Source organism: Pseudomonas sp. PS1(2021) (assembly GCF_020405165.1).
Taxonomy (GTDB): domain Bacteria; phylum Pseudomonadota; class Gammaproteobacteria; order Pseudomonadales; family Pseudomonadaceae; genus Pseudomonas; species Pseudomonas aeruginosa.
In genome coordinates, this window is record NZ_CP084484.1 from 3,804,764 (window position 1) to 3,824,198 (window position 19,435).

The following is a 19,435-nucleotide window of genomic DNA, read 5'->3' on the forward strand; positions in this document are numbered from 1 at the left end:
TCGCGAAGGGCGCCGCCCACCACTCCCGCTCAGTTCGCCAACCCACCGCTCTCCGCCAGGCTGCGCTCGTCCGCGGCGAGCATCGCCGGCATGTGCTCGCGGAGGAACTCGACCCAGGTGCGGATCTTCGCATCCAGGTACTGCCGCGAGGGGTAGAGGGCGTAGACGTTGAGATGGAACAGGCTATAGCGCGGCAACACCCGCACCAGGCTGCCGTCCTTCAGGCCGTTGACCGCCGCGTACACCGGCAGCGCGCCGATACCCATGCCGGAGACCACCGCCTCGGTCATGGCGTCGGCGGTGTTGACCTGGAAATGCGTCTGGTTGATGCAGGCCAGTTCCTGGCCGTCGGGCCCGTCGAACAGCCAGCGGTCCAGCGACATCACCGAGTTCACCAGGCGCAGGCAACGGTGCGCGGACAGCTCCGCCGGCAGCTTGGGGAAGCCATGCGCGGCAATGTAGCCCGGCGAGGCGCATAGGATGCTGTAGGTCTGGCCGATGCACTTGGAGACGAAACCGGAGTCCGGCAGCTCGGGGGCGATCACCACGGAAATGTCGTAGCCCTCGTCGAGAATGTCGGTGATCCGGTTGGCCAGGGTCAGGTCGAAGCCAACCTCCGGGTAGGTCTCGCAATATTGCGAGATGGCCTTGATCAGGTAGTGCTGGCCGATGCCGGTCATCGCGTGGACCTTCAGCGTGCCCGACGGCCGCGCATGGGCGTCGCCCGCCTCGGCCTCGGCCTCCTCGATGTAGGCGAGTATCTGCTGGGCGCGCATCAGGTAGCGCTGCCCGGCTTCGGTCAGCGCGATGCGCCGGGTGGTGCGATGCAGCAGGCGGGTCTGCAGGTGGGCCTCCAGCTTGGCCACCGCACGGGAGACATAGGCGGTCGTCAGGTCCAGGCGCTGGGCGGCGGCAGTGAAACTGCCGGTCTCCGCGACGCTGACGAACGCGCGCATATTGAACAGGATATCCATCACGGCCCTCTAGGCTCTGACGCTTATGGCGCGTCTCTTTTCCACGCAACCCGGAGGACACCCCAAGGCGGCGCAGATTCTGTCACGAGTCAACCCACCTATTATTGCCTTTTGTGACAAAAATTTTTCACCTATCCGAGCTCTTATCCGCAAGCGCGGGCGCTCCTAGAATTCCCAGCCGTTTCGGCCTCCCCTCGCCGTCGTTCAGGATTCGCAGCAGTGCCCCGCGCCACCCGGAAAGGTCTCCCCCTGGTTCCACCGGCTCCCCTCGCGTTCTTTCCCAGCCCCGACGAATTGCGCCGCGCCCTGCTCGAATGGGCGCGTAGCGACGGCGTCGCCTGGGTCTTCGTGTTCAAGGCCCTGCTCACCGCCAGCCTCGCCCTGTGGCTGGCCTATCGCCTGGAGCTGCCGCAGCCGAGCACGGTGCTGGTGACGGTCTTCATCGTCATGCAGACGCAGAGCGGGCAGGTCCTGGCCAAGAGCTTCTACCGCATCGTCGGAACCCTGATCGGCCTCAGCGTGATGGTCACTCTGATCGCCCTGTTCGCCCAGGAGCGCGTGCTGTTCCTCGCCTGCCTGGCGCTCTGGGTCGGCCTGTGCACCGCCGGCGCCGCGCGCTACCGCGATTTCCGCGGCTACGCCTGCGTACTCGCCGGCTACACCGCGACCATGATCGGGATTCCAGCCACCGCGCACCCGGAAGGCGCCTTCATGGCGGCGCTGTGGCGGGTCCTGGAAATATCCCTGGGCATCCTCTGCACCGGTACCGTCAGCGCCATCTTCCTGCCGCAGACCAGCGGCGCCGCCCTGCGCAACACACTCTACGGGCGCTTCCGCGACTTCGCCGGTTTCGCCGCCGAAGGCCTGCAGGGCAGCCTCGACGGCGAGCGCTTCGGCGAGCTCAGCGCGCGCTTCGTCGCCCAGTCCGTGGGCCTGGAAAACCTGCGCAGCGCCACTACTTTCGAAGATCCGCACATGCGCCTGCGCAGCGGCCGGCTGATTCGCCTGAACAACGAATTCATGGTCATGACCAGTCGCTTCCACGGCCTCCACCGCCTGCTCGAACGCCTGCGCGGGCGCGGGGCGCAGAATGTCCTGGAGGTCCTGGCGCCCTGCCTGGCGGAGCTTGCCGGGCTGCTCGCGCCGATTCGCGAACGGACGCCCACCGACGCCGACGCCGCGCGCCTGGCCGAACGCATCGAGGCCTACAAGCCGGAACTGATGCAGAACATCCGCCAGGCCCGCCAGCGCCTGGTGGAGCAGCGCCCCGGCGAGAACGACCTGCTGGATTTCAACACCGCTGCCGAACTGGCCTTCCGTTTCACCGACGACCTGCACAACTACGCCCTGACCCACGCTTCCCTGGCCGAACACCACCATGCCCGCGAGCAATGGAAGGAAAGCTTCGTCGCCCGCGCCAACCCGGTCGCCGCGCTGGTCGCCGGAGCGCGCAGCGCGCTGATGATCGGCCTGCTCGGCACGTTCTGGATTCAGACCTCCTGGCCCCACGGCGGCACCTTCGCCCTCACCGCGGTACTGATCTCGGCGCTCTCCTCGACCTCGCCGAATCCCGGCCGGTTGTCGCTGCAACTCACCCTCGGGACCCTCGCCGGGGCCTGCATCGGGCTGTTCGTGCTGCTCTACCTGCTACCCCACGTGGACGGTTTCCCGATGCTGCTCTGCTGCCTGCTGCCGGTCTTCGCGGTCGGCGCCCTGCTGCTCTGGCGGCCGCAGTGGAACGGCTACGGCGTCGGCCTACTGGTGTGGTTCTGCTTCGCCTCGCTGCCGGCCAACATGGCGCGCTACGACGCCCTGGCCTTCTTCAACGAATACCTGGCACTACTCTTGTCGATGGTCCTCGCCACGGTCGCCGCCATGGTGATCCTGCCGCCGAACCGGCCGTGGATGTGGAAGCGCCTGGAGCACGACCTGCGCGAGCGGGTGGTGTTCGCCATCAGCGGCAAGAGCAAGGGCCTGGTCTCCGGTTTCGAAAGCGGCACCCGCGACCTGCTGAACCAGGCCTACACCTTCTCCGCCGGCCGCCCGGACGTGCAACGCCGGTTGCTGGGCTGGATGTTCCTGGTGCTGGAGGTCGGCCAGGCGATCATTGAGCTGCGCCTCGAACAGCAACGCCTGCCCCAAGAGCCCTGCTACGCCGAACGCACCGCCTGGCGCCGGGCGATCCGCCTGATGGGCCGGGCGCTGATCCGGCTGTTCCTGCAACCCGGGCCGAGCAACCGCCAGCGCGCCCTGCACGCGGTGAACCAGGCGATCATGGCGGTACGGGCGGCGCCGGAGCCGCGCGCACCGCAGTTCGATACCTCGCCGCTGCGACGGGTGCTCAGCTACCTGCACTTCATTCGCAGCGCCCTGCTCGACCCGCAATCGCCCCTGGGCCAGGAAAGAAACCCGTGAGCCGGTCGCAAAGCCGCGGCGCAGAAGGCCACAGGGATATTGTTACCGATCCGTACAAGGTTCTTGTCTTGACTGAGTCTATATGTCGCAGCCTATCCCAACTTACAATAAACCCAACAGCCGAAGTTAACTCCCGTTGAACTTCGACTCCGCAACTTGATTGCAGACTTACTTACCCAGCCTTGTTTATCGAGTTGCCCCGGTGACCTGTCCGCCTGTCTTCCGACGGCAGATCGTACCCACTCAGAAACTACTCAGGTAAATAGTAATGAAGGCTTTCGCCCTGATGGCCCTGTTCGCCTGCTCGCCGCTGGTGATGGCGGCTGGCGCCCAGGATCAACCTGCCAGCCAGCAGGAAAACGCTGTTGAAGAATATGCCTATGGCATGCAACTGGATGTGGCTCGCGTTATATCTTCAACCGACACTTCCAATGCCTGCGGCATCGTTCCCGCACGCATGACCTACGAAGATTCGAACGGCCAGAAACATACCGTCGAATATCAGGTCTGGGGCAACGGCTGCACTGGCGGCTAAACTCTGCTCGACCTCCGAAGGATCGCGCCACGAGGGGCAGCTCGCCCATCCGGCGCGATCATTGTGTACTCGGCGGCGACAATCCCGCCCCTCGGCGAACATCCTGGCCGTCTTCCCCACGCCTCATCGTGCTGCCGCCCTTTCACAAGGGCCGACGCCTCCACCGTTTCTTTCCCAGCCTGCAACAAACCGGCAAGCATGCCGCTCAGCCCTCGCCTTGCCCCACGCCATGCTGGCGCAGCTTGTTCGCCGCCGTGGTATGCGAAACGCCGAGGCGCTTGCCCAACTGGCGGCTGCTCGGATGTTCGCGGAACAGGCGCTCCAGCACCGCCTTCTCGAAGCGCCCGACGATGGCGTCGAGGTCTCCTTCCAGGGAAAAATCCCCCAGCGGCTGCGGCGCGCCGTAGTCCGGCAGGCGGATGTGCTCGGCCTTGACCGTTCCCCCTTCGCACAGCGAAACCGCCTGGAACAGCACGTTTTCCAATTGCCGCACGTTGCCCGGCCAGTGGTAGCGTTCGAGACGTTCCAGCGCCTGCGCGGAAAGCTTCGGCAGGCCGCAGCCGATCTGCCGGCTGGCCTGGTCGAGGAAATGCTCGGCGAGCGGCGCCAGGCCATCCAGGCACTCGCGCAACGGCGGGATGTGCAGCGAGAGCACATTGAGACGGTGATAGAGGTCCTGGCGGAATTCGCCCTTGGCGCAGAGTTCGGACAGGTCTACCTGGGTGGCGCAGATCACCCGCACGTCCAGGTACACCTCCTCGTCGCTGCCGACCCGGCGGAAACAGCCGTCCTGCAGGAAGCGCAACAGCTTGGCCTGCAGGCGCGGGCTCATCTCGCCGACGCCGTCGAGGAACAGCGTGCCGCCGGCGGTAAGCTCCAGCAGGCCGAGCTTGCCCTCCGGGCGGGCGCCCTCGAAGGCTCCCGGACCATAGCCGAACAGCTCGGTCTCGGCCATGGATTCCGGCAGGCCGGCGCAGTTCAACGCCATGAACGGCGACTGCCCGCGCGGGCTGGCCAGGTGGCAGGCGCGCGCCAGCAGCTCCTTGCCGGTGCCGGTCTCGCCCTCGATCAGCAGCGGCGCGTCCAGCGGCGCCATGCGCCGCGCCTCGCGGACCACCGCGGCCATTACCCGCGAACTCTGGAAGATACTGTCGAAGCCACGCAGCTCCTGCTTGCGCACATGGTAGATGCGCTCGCCGACGCGATCCGCGCGATGCAGGGTCAGCACCGCTCCAGCCAGCGCCTCGCTCTCGTCGTGCTCGGATTGCAGCGGCGCGATGTCGGCGAGGAACACGTCGCCCTTCACCTTCACCCGCAGCCCGTTGATCCGCGCCTTGTTGGCGCGCACCAGTTCGGGCAGGTCGAGGTCCTCCACATAGCGCGACAGCGGAATCCCCGGCACCTCGTCGACGCGCACGCCGAGCAACTGCGCGGCGGCACGGTTGGCGGCGACGATCTGCCCGCCCATGTCCACCGAGAGCACCGGGAAGTCCAGGGCGGCGAGCAGCGCGTTGAGTTCCAGGTGCCGGCGCTCGCTGGGCATCAGGCCGACGCGCTTGACCCCGAAGACCCCCGGCACCGCCTCCAGCTTGGGCCGCAACGACTGCAACTGGAGGTTGATCATGTTCGGACAGAGCAGGTAGATGGCGTTGCCCTGGTCGCCGCCGACTTCGCCGCGATTGACGTTGATGCCGTAGTCGACCAGCAGGTTGAGGATGTCGCGGAGGATGCCTACACGGTTCTGGCAGTGCACTTTGATACGCATGGCGTGGCCCGGTGTTGTCGTTCTGATGGGCTCGCGGCCGGTTTTTTAACTCCCGGCCGGAAATTTCCGTCAAGAATATGTGACAGTTAGACTCACCAGCAACAATGCCTGACCCAATGAACAGGCGACCCAGGCCAATTCGTAAGGAAAACTTTACGAAAACGCCGATTCCTCCCCGTTGCCCGGTCCCTATCCGGGGCTGCACGGACCGTCCCGACGCGGTATCGATAAGGCAACGACAACAACAAAGACCCCGCGGCCACAAGCCGCTCATGGAGTCCGTATGAAAACGACGCAGTACGTGGCCCGCCAGCCCGACGACAACGGTTTCATCCACTATCCGGAAACCGAGCACCAGGTCTGGAATACCCTGATCACCCGGCAACTGAAGGTGATCGAAGGCCGCGCCTGTCAGGAATACCTCGACGGCATCGAACAGCTCGGCCTGCCCCACGACCGGATCCCCCAGCTCGACGAGATCAACAGGGTTCTCCAGGCCACCACCGGCTGGCGCGTGGCGCGGGTTCCGGCGCTGATTCCGTTCCAGACCTTCTTCGAACTGCTGGCCAGCCAGCAATTCCCCGTCGCCACCTTCATCCGCACCCCGGAAGAACTGGACTACCTGCAGGAGCCGGACATCTTCCACGAGATCTTCGGCCACTGCCCACTGCTGACCAACCCCTGGTTCGCCGAGTTCACCCATACCTACGGCAAGCTCGGCCTCAAGGCGAGCAAGGAGGAACGCGTGTTCCTCGCCCGCCTGTACTGGATGACCATCGAGTTCGGCCTGGTCGAGACCGACCAGGGCAAGCGCATCTACGGCGGCGGCATCCTCTCCTCGCCGAAGGAGACCGTCTACAGCCTCTCCGACGAGCCGCTGCACCAGGCCTTCAATCCGCTGGAGGCGATGCGCACGCCCTACCGCATCGACATCCTGCAACCGCTCTATTTCGTCCTGCCCGACCTCAAGCGCCTGTTCCAACTGGCCCAGGAAGACATCATGGCGCTGGTCCACGAGGCCATGCGCCTGGGCCTGCACGCGCCGCTGTTCCCGCCCAAGCAGGCGGCCTGACGAGAAACGCCGCCGCCGCGGCTGACCCCGCGGCGGCCTTGTACTATGGTGGACGGGCACGGCCCGTCCGCCGCTCCCACATGCGACAACCAAGGACTCCCACCATGACCGCACTCACCCAAGCCCATTGCGAAGCCTGCCGCGCAGACGCCCCGCACGTCAGCGACGAAGAACTGCCCGTGCTGCTGCGGCAGATCCCGGATTGGAACATCGAAGTCCGCGACGGCATCATGCAACTGGAGAAGGTCTACCTGTTCAAGAACTTCAAGCATGCCCTGGCCTTCACCAATGCCGTCGGCGAGATATCCGAGGCCGAAGGCCACCATCCGGGCCTGCTGACCGAGTGGGGCAAAGTCACCGTGACCTGGTGGAGCCACTCGATCAAGGGCCTGCACCGCAACGACTTCATCATGGCGGCGCGCACCGACGAGGTAGCGAAAACCGCCGAGGGGCGCAAATGAGTCATTTCGCCAAGGTCGCCCGCGTACCGGGCGACCCGATCCTGGGCCTGCTCGACGCCTACCGCAACGATCCGCGCGCGGACAAGCTGGACCTCGGCGTCGGTGTCTACAAGGATGCCCAGGGCCTGACCCCGATCCTGCGCTCGGTGAAACTCGCCGAGCAGCGCCTGGTCGAGCAGGAAACCACCAAGAGCTACGTCGGCGGCCACGGCGATGCGCTGTTCGCCGCGCGCCTGGCGGAACTGGCGCTCGGCGCCGCCTCGCCGCTGTTGCTGGAGCAACGCGCCGACGCCACCCAGACGCCCGGCGGCACCGGCGCCTTGCGCCTGGCCGGCGACTTCATCGCCCATTGCCTGCCCGGCCGCGGCATCTGGCTGAGCGACCCGACCTGGCCGATCCACGAGACCCTGTTCGCCGCCGCCGGCCTGAAGGTTTCCCACTACCCCTACGTCAGCGCCGACAACCGCCTGGATGTCGAGGCGATGCTTGCTGGCCTGGAGCGCATTCCCCAGGGAGACGTGGTGCTGCTGCATGCCTGCTGCCACAACCCGACCGGTTTCGACCTGAGCCACGACGACTGGCGCAGGGTGCTCGACGTGGTGCGTCGCCGCGAGCTGCTGCCGCTGATCGACTTCGCCTACCAGGGCTTCGGCGACGGTCTCGAGGAAGACGCCTGGGCGGTACGCCTGTTCGCCGGCGAACTGCCGGAGGTGCTGATCACCAGTTCCTGCTCGAAGAACTTCGGCCTGTACCGCGACCGCGTCGGTGCGCTGATCGTCTGCGCGCAGAACGCCGAGAAGCTCACCGACCTGCGTAGCCAACTGGCCTTCCTCGCCCGAAACCTCTGGTCGACCCCGCCGGCGCATGGCGCCGAGGTGGTCGCGGCGATCCTCGGCGACAGCGAGTTGAAGGGACTCTGGCAGGAAGAGGTCGAAGGCATGCGCTCGCGCATCGCCAGCCTGCGCATCGGCCTGGTCGAAGCCCTGGCGCCGCACGGCCTGGCCGAGCGCTTCGCCCATGTCGGCGCGCAACGCGGGATGTTTTCCTATACCGGACTGAGCCCGCAGCAGGTCGCTCGGCTGCGCGACGAGCACGCCGTTTACCTGGTCTCCAGCGGCCGGGCCAACGTCGCCGGTCTCGACGCGCGCCGCCTCGACCGCCTGGCGCAAGCCATCGCCCAGGTCTGCGCGGACTGAACCCTCACGGTTACCCTGAGCCGGCTGTGATGGCCGGCTTTTTTTCGCCCCAGCGAATGCCGCGCACTCCCGCCGAGGCGGCGGATAACCGCGTTGCGGTTATTCGCCCTACCGCACCACGACCTTGTGGGCGTAGGGCGAATAACGCCACAGGCGTTATCCGCCGAACCTCTCTGAACCGGGCCAACCATAAGTCAGCACTTTCAAAGCCCTACGTGCTTTTCCTACAAAAGAGCATAAAATGCTCAATTATGGGCACCAGTTCACACTGCGCCCCACGGCCCCCACTTTCTCGTCTTAGTGAGCAACGCACGTGAGAAACCGTCTCCTGTCACTGGTCACCCTGTTCCTGTCCCTCAGCGTTGCCACCGCGGTATCCGCCTCCCCGCCGCCCAAGGCCGGGCTGCCGCTGCAACAGGAGCTGGCGTCGGGCAGCGCGCTGGTTACCGACCAGAACACCGGCAAGGTGCTCTACTCGCGCAACCCCGACCTGGTGGTGCCGATCGCCTCGATCACCAAGCTGATGACCGCCATGGTCGTGCTCGACTCGAAACTGCCGCTGGACGAGGTACTGCCGATCGCCATCAGCGAGACCAGCGAAATGCGCGGGGTGTTTTCCCGGGTGCGGGTCGGCAGCCAGATCAGCCGCCGGGACATGCTCCTGCTCGCCCTGATGTCCTCGGAGAACCGCGCCGCCGCCAGCCTCGCGCAGAACTATCCGGGCGGCAAGAACGCCTTCGTCAAGGCGATGAACGCCAAGGCTCACGCCCTGGGAATGAAGAACACCCGCTACGTCGAGCCGACCGGGCTGTCGCTGCACAACGTCTCCACCGCTCGCGACCTCACCCGCCTGCTGGTGGCCAGCCGGCAATATCCGCTGCTCAGTCAGTGGAGCACCACTCCGGAGAAGACCGTGGCCTTCCGCCACCCCAACTACACCCTGGGCTTCCGCAACACCAACCACCTGATCAACAACAAGACCTGGAACATCCAGTTGACCAAGACCGGCTTCACCAACGAAGCAGGCCACTGCCTGGTGATGCGTACCACGATCAACCGCAATCCGGTCAATCTGGTGGTGCTGGACGCCTTCGGCAAGTACACCCACTTCGCCGACGCCACGCGCCTGCGACGCTGGCTGGAAACCGGCCAGGTCACTGCGATCCCGGCCGCGGCCAAGGCCTATCGCCTGCAACGCGACCGCGAGCGCGGCCTCGGCCAGCCGGTGGCCCAGGCCGTACGCTGATCCGTCGCGAAGACCGGCCGGCTCAGAAATCCACCTTGCCGCGCCCGGCCTTCACCGCGCCGCGCTTGGCCTTGCCGTCCAGCCGGCGCTTCTGCGAGCCGCGCGTAGGCTTGGTCGGGCGGCGCGCCTTCTGCACCTTGGCCACGCTGCGGATCAACTCCGCCAGGCGCTCCAGGGCATCCTCGCGGTTCTGCTCCTGGGTCCGGTACTGCTGGGCCTTGATCACCACCACGCCGTCGCCGCTGATGCGCTGGTCGTTCAGTGCCAGCAGACGCTCCTTGTAGAACGGCGGCAACGACGAGGCCTGGATGTCGAAGCGCAGGTGCACCGCGCTGGAGACCTTGTTGACGTTCTGCCCGCCGGCGCCCTGGGCGCGAATGGCATTCAGCTCGATCTCATGGTCGGGCAGGTGGACGGCATTGGAGATGATCAGCATGGGGCGGCACGGTGGACCAACGGGCTGCCAGCATAACCCCTTTGCCGAGCGGAGAAGCAGGCCAAAAGAAACCCGGCCGCGGCCGGGTTCCTTCATTTCGGCTAAGGCGCCAGGTCGAACTCAACGCTCCTTGCAGGCGACCCCGTCGGTGGGCTCGCCGCCCTTCCAGTCGCCGTAGAGGGTGGCTTCCTCGCCCTTGGTCCACCAGATGTACTGGCCGGCGGCGTACTTGGCGCCGGAGGCGGAAATCACATTGCTGAAGACCAGCGTCGAGTTGTCGCTGACCGGCACCACGGCGAGGCTGTTGTCGCCCTTGTTCAGGTACTGCACGGTGAACTTGCGACCGTTCTCGCACTTGTAGTCGACGCTGCGGGTATCCAGCTTGGCATCCCCCGGCAGGGCCAGGTAATCGACCTGGGCGGTCTGCTTGTCGTCGTCGCTGCCGCCGCAGGCGACCAGGACCACGGGAACGGCAGCCAGAAGCAGCCAGAGCGCTTTTTTCATGGAAATCCCTCTAACGAGAAAAAATGGCGCTGCCACTGTAGGAATTCGGCACCTGCCGCGTCAACGACAGGCGCCCCTAGAAAAAGTCTTGTGGGCCGCCGGGACACGCAAAGGAGCGCTCCCCTCTCCTCTGCGCGCCGGCGCCCCATCGATCACTCGGTGACCGGCTTCACCCGCAGGCCCGGCATCGGCCGCGGGGCTCCCTTGAGTCGATAGCAGGCCCACATCACCAGCAGCCAGACCGGGATGGCATAGACCGAGACCTGGATGCCGGGGATCAGCAACATGACGCCGAGGATGAACACCACGAAGGCCATGCACAGGTAGTTGCCGTACGGATACCAGAACGCGCGGAAGTGCGTACGGGTGCCCTGGCGGTCCATCTGCGCGCGGAACTTCAGGTGCGCCATGCTGATCATCGCCCAGTTGATCACCAGCGCCGCCACCACCAGCGACATCAGCAGCTCCAGCGCCTGGTGCGGGATCACATAGTTCACCACCACCGCGAGGAAGGTCACCAGCGCCGATACCACCAGGGCGCGTACCGGTACGCCGCGCTTGTCGACCCTGGCCAGCGCGCGCGGGGCATCGCCCTGCTCGGCCAGGCCGAGAAGCATGCGGCCGTTGCAATAGGTGCCGCTGTTGTACACCGACAGTGCGGCGGTGAGCACCACGAAGTTCAGCAGGTGCGCGGCGGTGCCGCTGCCGATCATCGAGAAGATCTGCACGAACGGGCTGCCGCTGTAGGCATCGCCGGAAGCGTTGAGGGTCTGCAGCAGGCTGTCCCAGGGCGTCAGCGAGAGCAGCACGATCAGGGCGCCGATGTAGAAGATCAGGATGCGATAGATCACCTGGTTGATCGCCTTCGGGATCACCGTCCTCGGCTTGTCCGCCTCGGCCGCGGTGAAGCCGAGCATTTCCAGGCCACCGAAGGAGAACATGATGATCGCCATGGCCATCACCAGTCCGCTCACTCCGTTGGGGAAGAAACCGCCGTGTGCCCAGAGGTTGCTCACCGAAGCCTGCGGACCGCCGCTGCCGCTGAACAACAGGTAGCAGCCGAGCAGGATCATGCCGATGATCGCCACCACCTTGATGATCGCGAACCAGAACTCGGCTTCGCCGAAGGCCTTGACGTTGGCCAGGTTGATCGCGTTGACGACGACGAAGAACAACGCCGCCGTGGCCCAGGTCGGCACCTCCGGCCACCAGTAGTGGATGTACTTGCCGACCGCGGTCAGTTCCGACATCCCGACCAGGATGTACAGCACCCAGCAGTTCCAGCCGGAGAGGAAGCCGGCGAAGCCGCCCCAGTACTTGTGCGCGAAGTGGCTGAAGGAGCCGGCGACCGGCTCCTCGACGATCATCTCGCCGAGCTGGCGCATGATCATGAAAGCGATGAAGCCGGCGATGGCGTAGCCGAGGATCATCGACGGGCCCGCCGACTTGAGCACCCCGGCCGAGCCGAGGAACAGGCCGGTGCCGATGGCGCCGCCGAGGGCGATCAACTGGATGTGACGATTCTTCAGGCCGCGCTTGAGCTCGCCCGAATGCGGATGTTGGCCGTCCATTGAATTATCTCACGCAAGTGGAAATTTATTGTTGTCGGAGGCGAAACGGGGCCGTGCGGCTCAGGCGGCAGGCGCACGGCGGGCGCCATGCGGGGCGCGTGGCGGCGGGCGGTCGGCTGGGCGGAGGGAGGACTCACGGATCATGCGTCACCTGTTTGTTGTTGTACGTGACGTGAATGGGCCGCCAGGCTCGTGGCTCGGCGGTGCGGGCAAGGCTGGCGCGATCGGCGCCGCTGGAACGGAAACGCGGAGCGCAAGGAAAACCGCCAGCCCCGGAAGAGGCTGGCGGCAGCGGGATCAGATCACGCCGCGGCGAATCTGGTCTTCCTCGATGGACTCGAACAGGGCCTTGAAATTGCCCTCGCCGAAGCCCTGGTTGCCCTTGCGCTGGATGATCTCGAAGAAGATCGGGCCGATCACCGTGTCGGTGAAGATCTGCAGCAGGATGCCGTCGTCGCCCGGGGCGCCGTCGATCAGCAGGTTCAGTTCGCGCAGTTGCTCGAGCGGCTCGCCATGCCCGGCGACGCGGGTGTCGACCTTCTCGTAGTAGGTGTCCGGGGTCGACATGAACTTCACGCCGTTGTCGCGCAGCTTGCGCACGGTGGCATAGATGTCATCGGTGGTCAGGGCGATGTGCTGGATGCCTTCGCCATGGTATTCGCGGATGAATTCCTCGATCTGCGAGGTATCGTCGGCCGACTCGTTGATCGGGATGCGGATCTTCCCGCAAGGTGCGGTCATGGCGCGGGAGAACAGGCCGGTGAGCTTGCCTTCGATGTCGAAGTAGCGAATCTCGCGGAAGTTGGCGATGCGCTCGTAGAAACCGGACCAGACGTCCATCTGGCCGCGCTTGACGTTGTGGGTCAGGTGGTCGATGTAGGTCAGGCCGACCGAGTTGTCGTTGGCGCTGCGGCCTTCGATGAACTCGAAGTCGACGTCATAGATGCTGCGGTCGCCGTAGCGGTCGACAAGATACAGCAGCGAACCGCCGATGCCTTCCAGGGAAGGGATGTTCAGCTCGCCGAAGTTGGCGTGGCTGCCCACCAGCTTGGCGCCCTGGGATTCGGCGTAGGCGGCGGCCTGGGAAGCGTTCTTCACCCGGAAGGCCATGGCGCAGGCGCTCGGGCCGTGCTTGAGGGCGAATTCATGGACATGCCCGGTCGGGCTGCCGTTGAGCACGATGTTGATATCGTTCTGCTGGAACAGGAAGACTTCCTTGGAACGATGCTTGGCGGTTTCGGTGAAGCCCATCATGTTGAACAGCTGGCGCAGCTGCTCGATGCCCTTGGCGTCGGGGGCGGTGAACTCGACGAATTCGAATCCGTCGGTACCGATGGGATTGTGCTGTTCGATCTTGGCCACGGCGTTCATCCGGCCTCCTCGTTGTTCTTGTTGAATGGACCGCCGCCGGTCCAGGCGGCCGACGACATGGGAGATGCCTTCATCTCACCCCGTGGCGGCGCGGCGGACAAGCCGTCGGCAGGGCCCGGCACAGGGCCTGGCGCAGGGTTTCTGGCAACTATTCCTTACGCGCCGGCGGCATGCATGGCGAACGCCCGGTCTTCGTAAAGTTATCTTTACAGTACGGTGCGAAAAGCTGCCAGCAGCGCTGTCACGGCTGCGCTGAAAGCCGGCGCTGCATGATCGGCGTCAAGCGGTTAACCTGCGTCTTTCCTCCGCGACGGCATTCCCATGGCACGACCCGCCCCACCCGACCTGAGCGACAGCCGCCGGCCCCTGCGCGGCGTTGCCCGCAGCTATCCTGCCGGGCACCGCGTCGATGCCCACGAGCACGCCTGGGGCCAGGTGCTCTATGCGGTGTCCGGGATGATGTGGCTGGAGACGCCCGACGAGGCCCTGCCGGTCCCGCCGCAACGGGCGGTCTGGTTGCCTCCGGGCCTGCGCCATGCGGTGCGGGTCGCCTCCGAGTTGCAGATGCGCAACATCTACCTGAGCCCGGAACTCTCCCGCGGCCTGGAGGACCGCACCCTGGTGCTGGTGGTCGGCCCGCTGCTGCGCGAGCTGATCGTCAGCCTGGTGGAGCAGGAACGACAGAGCGACCCCCACTACTATCGGGCGCTGGCCGATCTCGCCGTGCTCGAACTCGGCCGCGCGCGCCGTTCCAGCCTCCGCGTACCGCTGCCGGACGCCTCCGACAGGCGCCTGCTCGCGCTGTGCCAGGCGGTGATGGCCAATCCCTCCCTGGACATCGGCCTGGAGCGCCTGGCCGAAGACGCCGGGGCCAGCGTGCGGACCCTCTCGCGCCTGTTCCAGCGCAGCCTGGGCATGGGCTTCGCCGACTGGCGGCGGCAGGTGCAGCTGGCGACCGCCGCCGCCGCACTGATCGATGGCCGTCCGGTGGCAGGCATCGCCCATGCCCTGGGATATACGCCGAGCGCCTTCAGCGACATGTTCCGCCGCGAGCTGGGCGTCTCTCCCACCGAGTACAGGGCCGAGCATCACCAGCCGTTCCAGCCTTGACCGGTATTCGATAGCGATTGGCCGATAGATGTTTTTTCGGCCAACTAGACTGGTGCCATCGTTCACCGTCCCTGTCAGCCGCCATGAACTACCTGATCTCCCTCGGCATCGGCCTGCTGGTCGGCGCGCTCTACGCCGTCCTCGACTTCCGCTCGCCGGCGCCCCCCACCATCGCCTTGGTCGGCCTGCTTGGCATGCAGCTCGGCGAACAGCTTTTCCCCCTTGGCCGCGACCTGCTGCAGCAGTGGCTGCACTAATCGCCGCGACGACACGGAGCCCCCGATGAAAGCACTGCAATTCGACCGTACCGGCGACCTCGCCGCCCTCGAGCTGGTGGACATGCCCGACCCGCTTCCCGCCGCCGATGAGGTGCGGGTGGAAATCCGCGCTGCCGGGCTGAATCCGAGCGACGTGAAGAACGTCCTCGGCCGCTTCCCCTATACCACCCTGCCCCGGGTACCGGGCCGCGACTTCGCCGGGGTGGTGGTGGAGGGACCGAAGGCTCTGCTCGGCCAGGCGGTCTGGGGCACCGGGCGGGAGCCGGGATTCTTCCGCGACGGTAGCCACGCGCAGTTCCTGACCCTGCCGGCCGCCGGCGTCGCGCTCAAGCCGGAAAGCCTGAGCTTCGCCCAGGCCGCCAGTTGCGGGGTGCCCTACAGCACCGCCTGGGACGCCCTGCAACGCAGCCAGGTCAAGGCCGGCACCCGGCTCCTGGTAATCGGCGCCAACGGCGCGGTCGGCAAGGCCGCGCTGGCGCTGGCCAAGGCCCTGGGGGCCGAAGCGATCGGCGCGGTGCGGCGCGAGGAGCAACGCCAGGCGCTGGAAACGCAGGGCATCGCCGCGCTGCTGCTGGGCGAGCCGGCCGAACTGGCGGCACAGGTGGAAGGGATCTTCCCCGGCGGGGCCGAGGTGATCTTCGATACGACCGGTTTCTGGCTCGAGGCGGCGGTCCCGGCGCTGGCCGCCTTCGGTCGCCTGGCGATCATCGCCGCACCGGCCGACGGCCATGTGCGCCTGCCGGCGTTGAACCTGTACCGTCGCGGTGGCTCGGTGGTGGGGATCAACTCGCTGCTCTATGGCGTGGAAGCCTGCGCAGGCTTCCTCGACGCCTTCGGCAAGCTGTTCGACCAAGGCCGCCTGCCGCTGCCGGACGGGCTGCGGGAAGTCCCGCTGGAGCAGGGCGTTGAGCAGTACCGGGCGGTGAACGAAGGCACCTGCGAGAAGATCATCCTGGTGCCTTGAGGACCAGCGGAATCCCGGCGGAACATGCCGGGATTCCGCTGCGCGCAAGGCTACTCCGCGCCGACCGCGAGCTTGCGGGCGCTGCGCGCCTCCTCCAGCTGCATGCAGCGCTCGAGGAACAGGTACATGTAGTCGTAGCTCTTGCAGATCGCGTCGCGCAGTTGCCGGCGCAGCTCGGCGCTGGGATTGGTGCCGGCCAGGGTGCAGATGATCTCCAGCGCCTCCCACGGGTGGGCATCGTCGTACTGGGCGTGGAGCTTGAGCCACTTCATGGCACGCTTGCGGCCTTCCTTGGGGAAGGCGTTTTCGTAGACGCCGTTCGAACAGACCAGCGCCGACCACTCGCCGGTGACGCCTTCGATGGCGTAGTTGGTGGCGGCCATGGCCACCGCCAGTGAGTCGCTGGCGCAGGTGTGCCAGCACCAGTGGCTGAGCGCGTGCAGTTCGGCCGGCACGTCTTGCGCCTGGATCTCGGCCAGGCTCACGCCGTGGGCCTCGGCCCAGTGCAGCCAGTAGTCGGCGTGGTTGAGTTCGACCCGAATGTTGCGCATCAGCCAGCGGCGCGCCATGTCTTCGCCGGGATGGCGGGCGAAACGGGTCTTCAGCAGGTTCTGCGACATGTACAAGGGGAACTGCTCGACCACCGGCCAGCCGCCGATCAGGTACAGGCGCATCAGCGCCGGGCTCAGCTCGGCGTCGCGCATGCGCCGGTACAGCTCGTGACCGGAAACCCGGTCCTTGCTCGCCTGGCAGTCGACGATCAGTTGCTGCGCCCACTGCGGATAGCTTCCCGCCTCCTGCAAGGGGCCCGTACGGTCAAAGAACTCGCTCACACCCGTCTCCCTTCTCTATCTTGTCGGCAACGGCCTCATAGCAGCGAAACTACTCTTTCTTCGCCCCGCGGTCACCTACCGGAGGTTCTGTCCCAGGCTCGGCCACAGGCCCTGGGCATCCACTCCAGCCCCCGGAGGCTGGCGACTGAACGGCAGGGGCGCGCCGATGGCCAGGCCCTGGGCATAGTCGATGCCGATCTCGCGCAGCGCTTCCATGACTTCGACGGTCTCGACGAACTCCGCGATGGTACGTTTGCCCATCACGTGGCCGATATGGTTGATCACCTGGACCATGGCGCGATCGATGGGATCCTCGAGCATGTCCTTGACGAAGCTGCCATCGATCTTCAGGTAATCCACCGGCAGGTGCTTGAGGTAGATGAAGGACGACATGCCGGCGCAGAAATCGTCCAGGGAGAAACGACAACCGGTGTCCTTGAGCTCGTTGATGAAGCGGATGGCGCTGGCCAGGTTGGCAACCGCCACGGTTTCGGTGACCTCGAAGCAGATCGTCTGCGGCGGAATGCGGTAACGGGCGAACAGCTCGGTGAGGAACTGCAGGAACGACTCGTCGCCGATGGTCGCGCCGGAGAGATTGATGGCGCAGGTGCCGATCGGCTCGGCGCGAGGGTCCTGGGCGCGCTCGACAAGGGTGCGGAAGGCATTCTCCACCACCCAGCGATCGATCAGCGTCATCAGGCCGTAGCGCTCGGCGGCGGGTATGAAGCTCAGCGGCGGCACCAGGCGCCCGCCCTCGTCGCGCAGGCGCAGCAGCAGTTCGACGTGCAAGCCCTCCTCCGCACCTTCGCCCAGCGGCACGATGGGCTGGGCATAGAGACTGAAGCGGTCTTCCTCCAGCGCCAGGTGGATGCGCTGGACCCAGGTCATCTCGCCGAAGCGCATCGATAGTTCGACGTCGTCCTGATGGAACACCTGGACCCGGTTGCGGCCCTTTTCCTTGGCCATGTAGCAGGCCATATCGGCGGAGCGCAGCGCCTCCTCGAGGGTCGAGATACCCGGCAGCAGGTGCACCAGGCCAACGCTGACGGTGCAGTTGAACGGCTGCCCGCTCCAGGTGAAGTGCAGGTCCTGGATGGTCTTGCGCAGATGGTCGGCGATCTCCACGGCTTTTTCCGCCGGACAGTTCTCCAGCAGGATGCCGAACTCGTCGCCGCCCAGCCGCGCCAGCGTGTCGCCCTCGCGCAAGCCTTGTTGCAGCAGGGTACAGACCTGGCGCAGCAGTTCGTCGCCGGCGGCGTGGCCGCAGGTGTCGTTGACCAGCTTGAACTGGTCCAGGTCGAGGAACATCAGGGCGTGCCGCCCGCTGTTGCGCTCCAGGCGTTCCAGCGCTATCTGCAGGCGATACTCGAACTCGCGGCGGTTGGTCAGCCCGGTCAACGCATCGTGGGTCGCCTGCCAGGACAGGCGCGCCATGTACTGGCGCTCGCGGGTCATGTCGTGAAGCACCAGGACCACCCCGGTGATCTCGCCGCCACGGTGGATCGGCGCGCCCACCAGGGTCACCGGCACGCTGCTGCCGTCGTGACGCAGAACCAGCTTGGAATGCTCGCGACCGCCGTCGATCTCGCCGCTGAGGATCTGCTCGATCAGCAGCATGCCCTCCTCCCGCGAGCTTTCGTCGACGATCCGGAACAGCGACGCCAGGGGCAGGCCGCGGGCCTTGTCCAGCGTCCAGTTGGTCATCTGCTCGGCGGCCGGGTTGAGGTAGGAAATGCCCCCCTGGGTGTCGGCGGTGATCACTCCGTCGCCGATCGAGGCCAGGGTGATCTGGGCCCGTTCGCGCTCGGCATCGAGGGCGTTCTCCACTTCCTGGCGCTGCATCAGTTGCTGCCGGGTCCGCAGGAACGCCAGGAGGATGAGCACGCTGGCGGTGGTCAGGTTGGCCACCAGCAGCAGCCTGAGCAAGGCCCGCGAGCCCTCGCCGAGGGCGTCGCTGAAGGCCTTGGCCGCCGGCGTGACCTTCTCGTTGATCGCGTGGATCTCGGTCTTCCACTGTTGCACCTGCTCGGCGCTGGCCTGCCCGGCGCCGATGCCCGCGCGCATCTTGCCGGCGACATCGATCAGTTCCATGACGTACTTGTCGCCCACCAGCCACAGCTCGATGGCGCGCTCGAAGTAACTGAAGTCGTGGAAGTTGCGGTACAGCCAGATGATCGCGGTAACGTCGTCGGCATGGTTGCCGCCCTTGAGGATGCCCTGGCGGGCCGCCTCGATGTCCGGGTCGGGCTGGTCCAGGGCAAGGCGCATCTCGCGGTCGCCGAGGGGGATCGCGATGGCCTCCTCGTAGCGGCGGAAGTCTTCGTCGGCGCGTGAGTCGGCATAGAGGGTGAGGTAGTAGATGGCATCCTTCTGGCCCTTCGACCAGAGGCTTTCGCCGCCGACATAGCTGCGCACCGCGGAGAGGACGTAGAGACTGCCGCCCGCCAGCATGGCCTGCAGCAGCACCACGACGATGAAGGGCCATACCAGGCCGAGCAGGCGGGGCTTGTCGAGAGTCCGGTTCTGCCTCATTCCATCTACCATTCAAACTGGCGCTAAGCGATCGGGCGCCGTCTCCGTCGCCCCTGACTGCATCACCTGTCGGCCGCTCAAGATCCCGTCGCAGAACTCCCGAGGCCTTGCCTGCCGGCAGCCACGACGCTGGAGGAGGCGGACACCTGGCAAACAGTAGGAGTCTAGTGGC

General features: G+C 66.1%; 17 protein-coding genes. 9 read left to right on the plus strand and 8 right to left on the minus strand.

Going from position 1 to position 19,435, the window contains the following annotated elements:
- Nucleotides 1-29: 29 nt before the first annotated feature.
- Nucleotides 30-974 (minus strand): LysR family transcriptional regulator, encoded by a 945-nt coding sequence (locus tag LE197_RS18365; RefSeq protein WP_003085907.1) that lies wholly within the window; start codon nucleotides 972-974, stop codon nucleotides 30-32.
- Nucleotides 975-1,193: 219 nt separating this feature from the next.
- Here LE197_RS18365 and LE197_RS18370 point away from each other — a divergent pair, with 219 nt between their 5' ends.
- Both LE197_RS18370 and LE197_RS18375 read left to right on the plus strand, forming a co-directional pair.
- Nucleotides 1,194-3,389, plus strand: coding sequence for an FUSC family protein (locus tag LE197_RS18370; RefSeq protein ID WP_003123248.1), 2,196 nt, complete (start codon nucleotides 1,194-1,196; stop codon nucleotides 3,387-3,389).
- 268 nt (nucleotides 3,390-3,657) lie between these two features.
- Nucleotides 3,658-3,924: a DUF2790 domain-containing protein gene (locus LE197_RS18375; protein WP_003085904.1), complete on the plus strand. Its 267-nt coding sequence runs from the start codon at nucleotides 3,658-3,660 to the stop codon at nucleotides 3,922-3,924.
- Between the two features lie 205 nt (nucleotides 3,925-4,129).
- Here the strand turns inward: LE197_RS18375 and LE197_RS18380 are convergent, their stop codons facing one another.
- A complete protein-coding gene (locus LE197_RS18380) occupies nucleotides 4,130-5,689 on the minus strand; it encodes a sigma-54-dependent phenylalanine hydroxylase transcriptional regulator PhhR (RefSeq protein WP_003105980.1) in 1,560 nt (519 codons plus the stop codon).
- A 283-nt stretch (nucleotides 5,690-5,972) separates the two neighbouring features.
- Here LE197_RS18380 and phhA point away from each other — a divergent pair, with 283 nt between their 5' ends.
- The 4 genes from phhA (at nucleotide 5,973) to pbpG (ending at nucleotide 9,664) form a co-directional block, all read left to right on the plus strand.
- Entirely contained in the window at nucleotides 5,973-6,761 is a 789-nt protein-coding gene (phhA, locus tag LE197_RS18385) for a phenylalanine 4-monooxygenase (protein ID WP_003105977.1), read from the plus strand.
- Between the two features lie 104 nt (nucleotides 6,762-6,865).
- Nucleotides 6,866-7,222 carry a 4a-hydroxytetrahydrobiopterin dehydratase gene (locus LE197_RS18390; RefSeq protein WP_003085898.1) on the plus strand — a complete coding sequence of 119 codons (357 nt, stop codon included), beginning with the start codon at nucleotides 6,866-6,868 and terminating at the stop codon, nucleotides 7,220-7,222.
- The gene (locus LE197_RS18395) at nucleotides 7,219-8,418 is read left to right on the plus strand and encodes an amino acid aminotransferase (protein WP_003105975.1); all 1,200 of its coding nucleotides are present in this window, start codon (nucleotides 7,219-7,221) and stop codon (nucleotides 8,416-8,418) included. The genes LE197_RS18390 and LE197_RS18395 overlap by 4 nt, the downstream gene beginning before the upstream one ends.
- Before the next feature lie 313 nt (nucleotides 8,419-8,731).
- Nucleotides 8,732-9,664, plus strand: coding sequence for a D-alanyl-D-alanine endopeptidase (gene pbpG, locus LE197_RS18400; protein ID WP_003105974.1), 933 nt, complete (start codon nucleotides 8,732-8,734; stop codon nucleotides 9,662-9,664).
- Nucleotides 9,665-9,686: 22 nt separating this feature from the next.
- Here the strand turns inward: pbpG and arfB are convergent, their stop codons facing one another.
- The 4 genes from arfB to hppD form a co-directional block, all read right to left on the minus strand.
- Nucleotides 9,687-10,100, minus strand: coding sequence for an alternative ribosome rescue aminoacyl-tRNA hydrolase ArfB (gene arfB / locus LE197_RS18405; protein WP_003105972.1), 414 nt, complete (start codon nucleotides 10,098-10,100; stop codon nucleotides 9,687-9,689).
- A 120-nt stretch (nucleotides 10,101-10,220) separates the two neighbouring features.
- Nucleotides 10,221-10,604 carry a lysozyme inhibitor gene (locus LE197_RS18410; protein ID WP_003085889.1) on the minus strand — a complete coding sequence of 128 codons (384 nt, stop codon included), beginning with the start codon at nucleotides 10,602-10,604 and terminating at the stop codon, nucleotides 10,221-10,223.
- A gap of 152 nt (nucleotides 10,605-10,756) precedes the next feature.
- Nucleotides 10,757-12,175, minus strand: a complete 1,419-nt coding sequence (locus LE197_RS18415) for an amino acid permease (protein WP_003159652.1) — start codon at nucleotides 12,173-12,175, stop codon at nucleotides 10,757-10,759.
- A 297-nt stretch (nucleotides 12,176-12,472) separates the two neighbouring features.
- Nucleotides 12,473-13,546, minus strand: coding sequence for a 4-hydroxyphenylpyruvate dioxygenase (gene hppD / locus LE197_RS18420; RefSeq protein WP_003106569.1), 1,074 nt, complete (start codon nucleotides 13,544-13,546; stop codon nucleotides 12,473-12,475).
- Nucleotides 13,547-13,867: 321 nt separating this feature from the next.
- Here hppD and LE197_RS18425 point away from each other — a divergent pair, with 321 nt between their 5' ends.
- The 3 genes from LE197_RS18425 to LE197_RS18435 all read left to right on the plus strand — a co-directional run bounded on the left by LE197_RS18425 (nucleotide 13,868) and on the right by LE197_RS18435 (nucleotide 15,898).
- Nucleotides 13,868-14,656 (plus strand): AraC family transcriptional regulator, encoded by a 789-nt coding sequence (locus LE197_RS18425; protein ID WP_003114237.1) that lies wholly within the window; start codon nucleotides 13,868-13,870, stop codon nucleotides 14,654-14,656.
- Nucleotides 14,657-14,739: 83 nt separating this feature from the next.
- A complete protein-coding gene (locus LE197_RS18430) occupies nucleotides 14,740-14,913 on the plus strand; it encodes a DUF1427 family protein (RefSeq protein WP_003163180.1) in 174 nt (57 codons plus the stop codon).
- A 25-nt stretch (nucleotides 14,914-14,938) separates the two neighbouring features.
- Nucleotides 14,939-15,898, plus strand: coding sequence for a quinone oxidoreductase family protein (locus LE197_RS18435; protein WP_003106575.1), 960 nt, complete (start codon nucleotides 14,939-14,941; stop codon nucleotides 15,896-15,898).
- Nucleotides 15,899-15,948: 50 nt separating this feature from the next.
- Here the strand turns inward: LE197_RS18435 and LE197_RS18440 are convergent, their stop codons facing one another.
- Together LE197_RS18440 and LE197_RS18445 are read right to left on the minus strand one after the other, a co-directional pair.
- Nucleotides 15,949-16,731, minus strand: coding sequence for a TenA family transcriptional regulator (locus LE197_RS18440; protein ID WP_003106577.1), 783 nt, complete (start codon nucleotides 16,729-16,731; stop codon nucleotides 15,949-15,951).
- A 75-nt stretch (nucleotides 16,732-16,806) separates the two neighbouring features.
- Nucleotides 16,807-19,263: an EAL domain-containing protein gene (locus LE197_RS18445; RefSeq protein WP_003106578.1), complete on the minus strand. Its 2,457-nt coding sequence runs from the start codon at nucleotides 19,261-19,263 to the stop codon at nucleotides 16,807-16,809.
- Nucleotides 19,264-19,435: the final 172 nt, after the last annotated feature.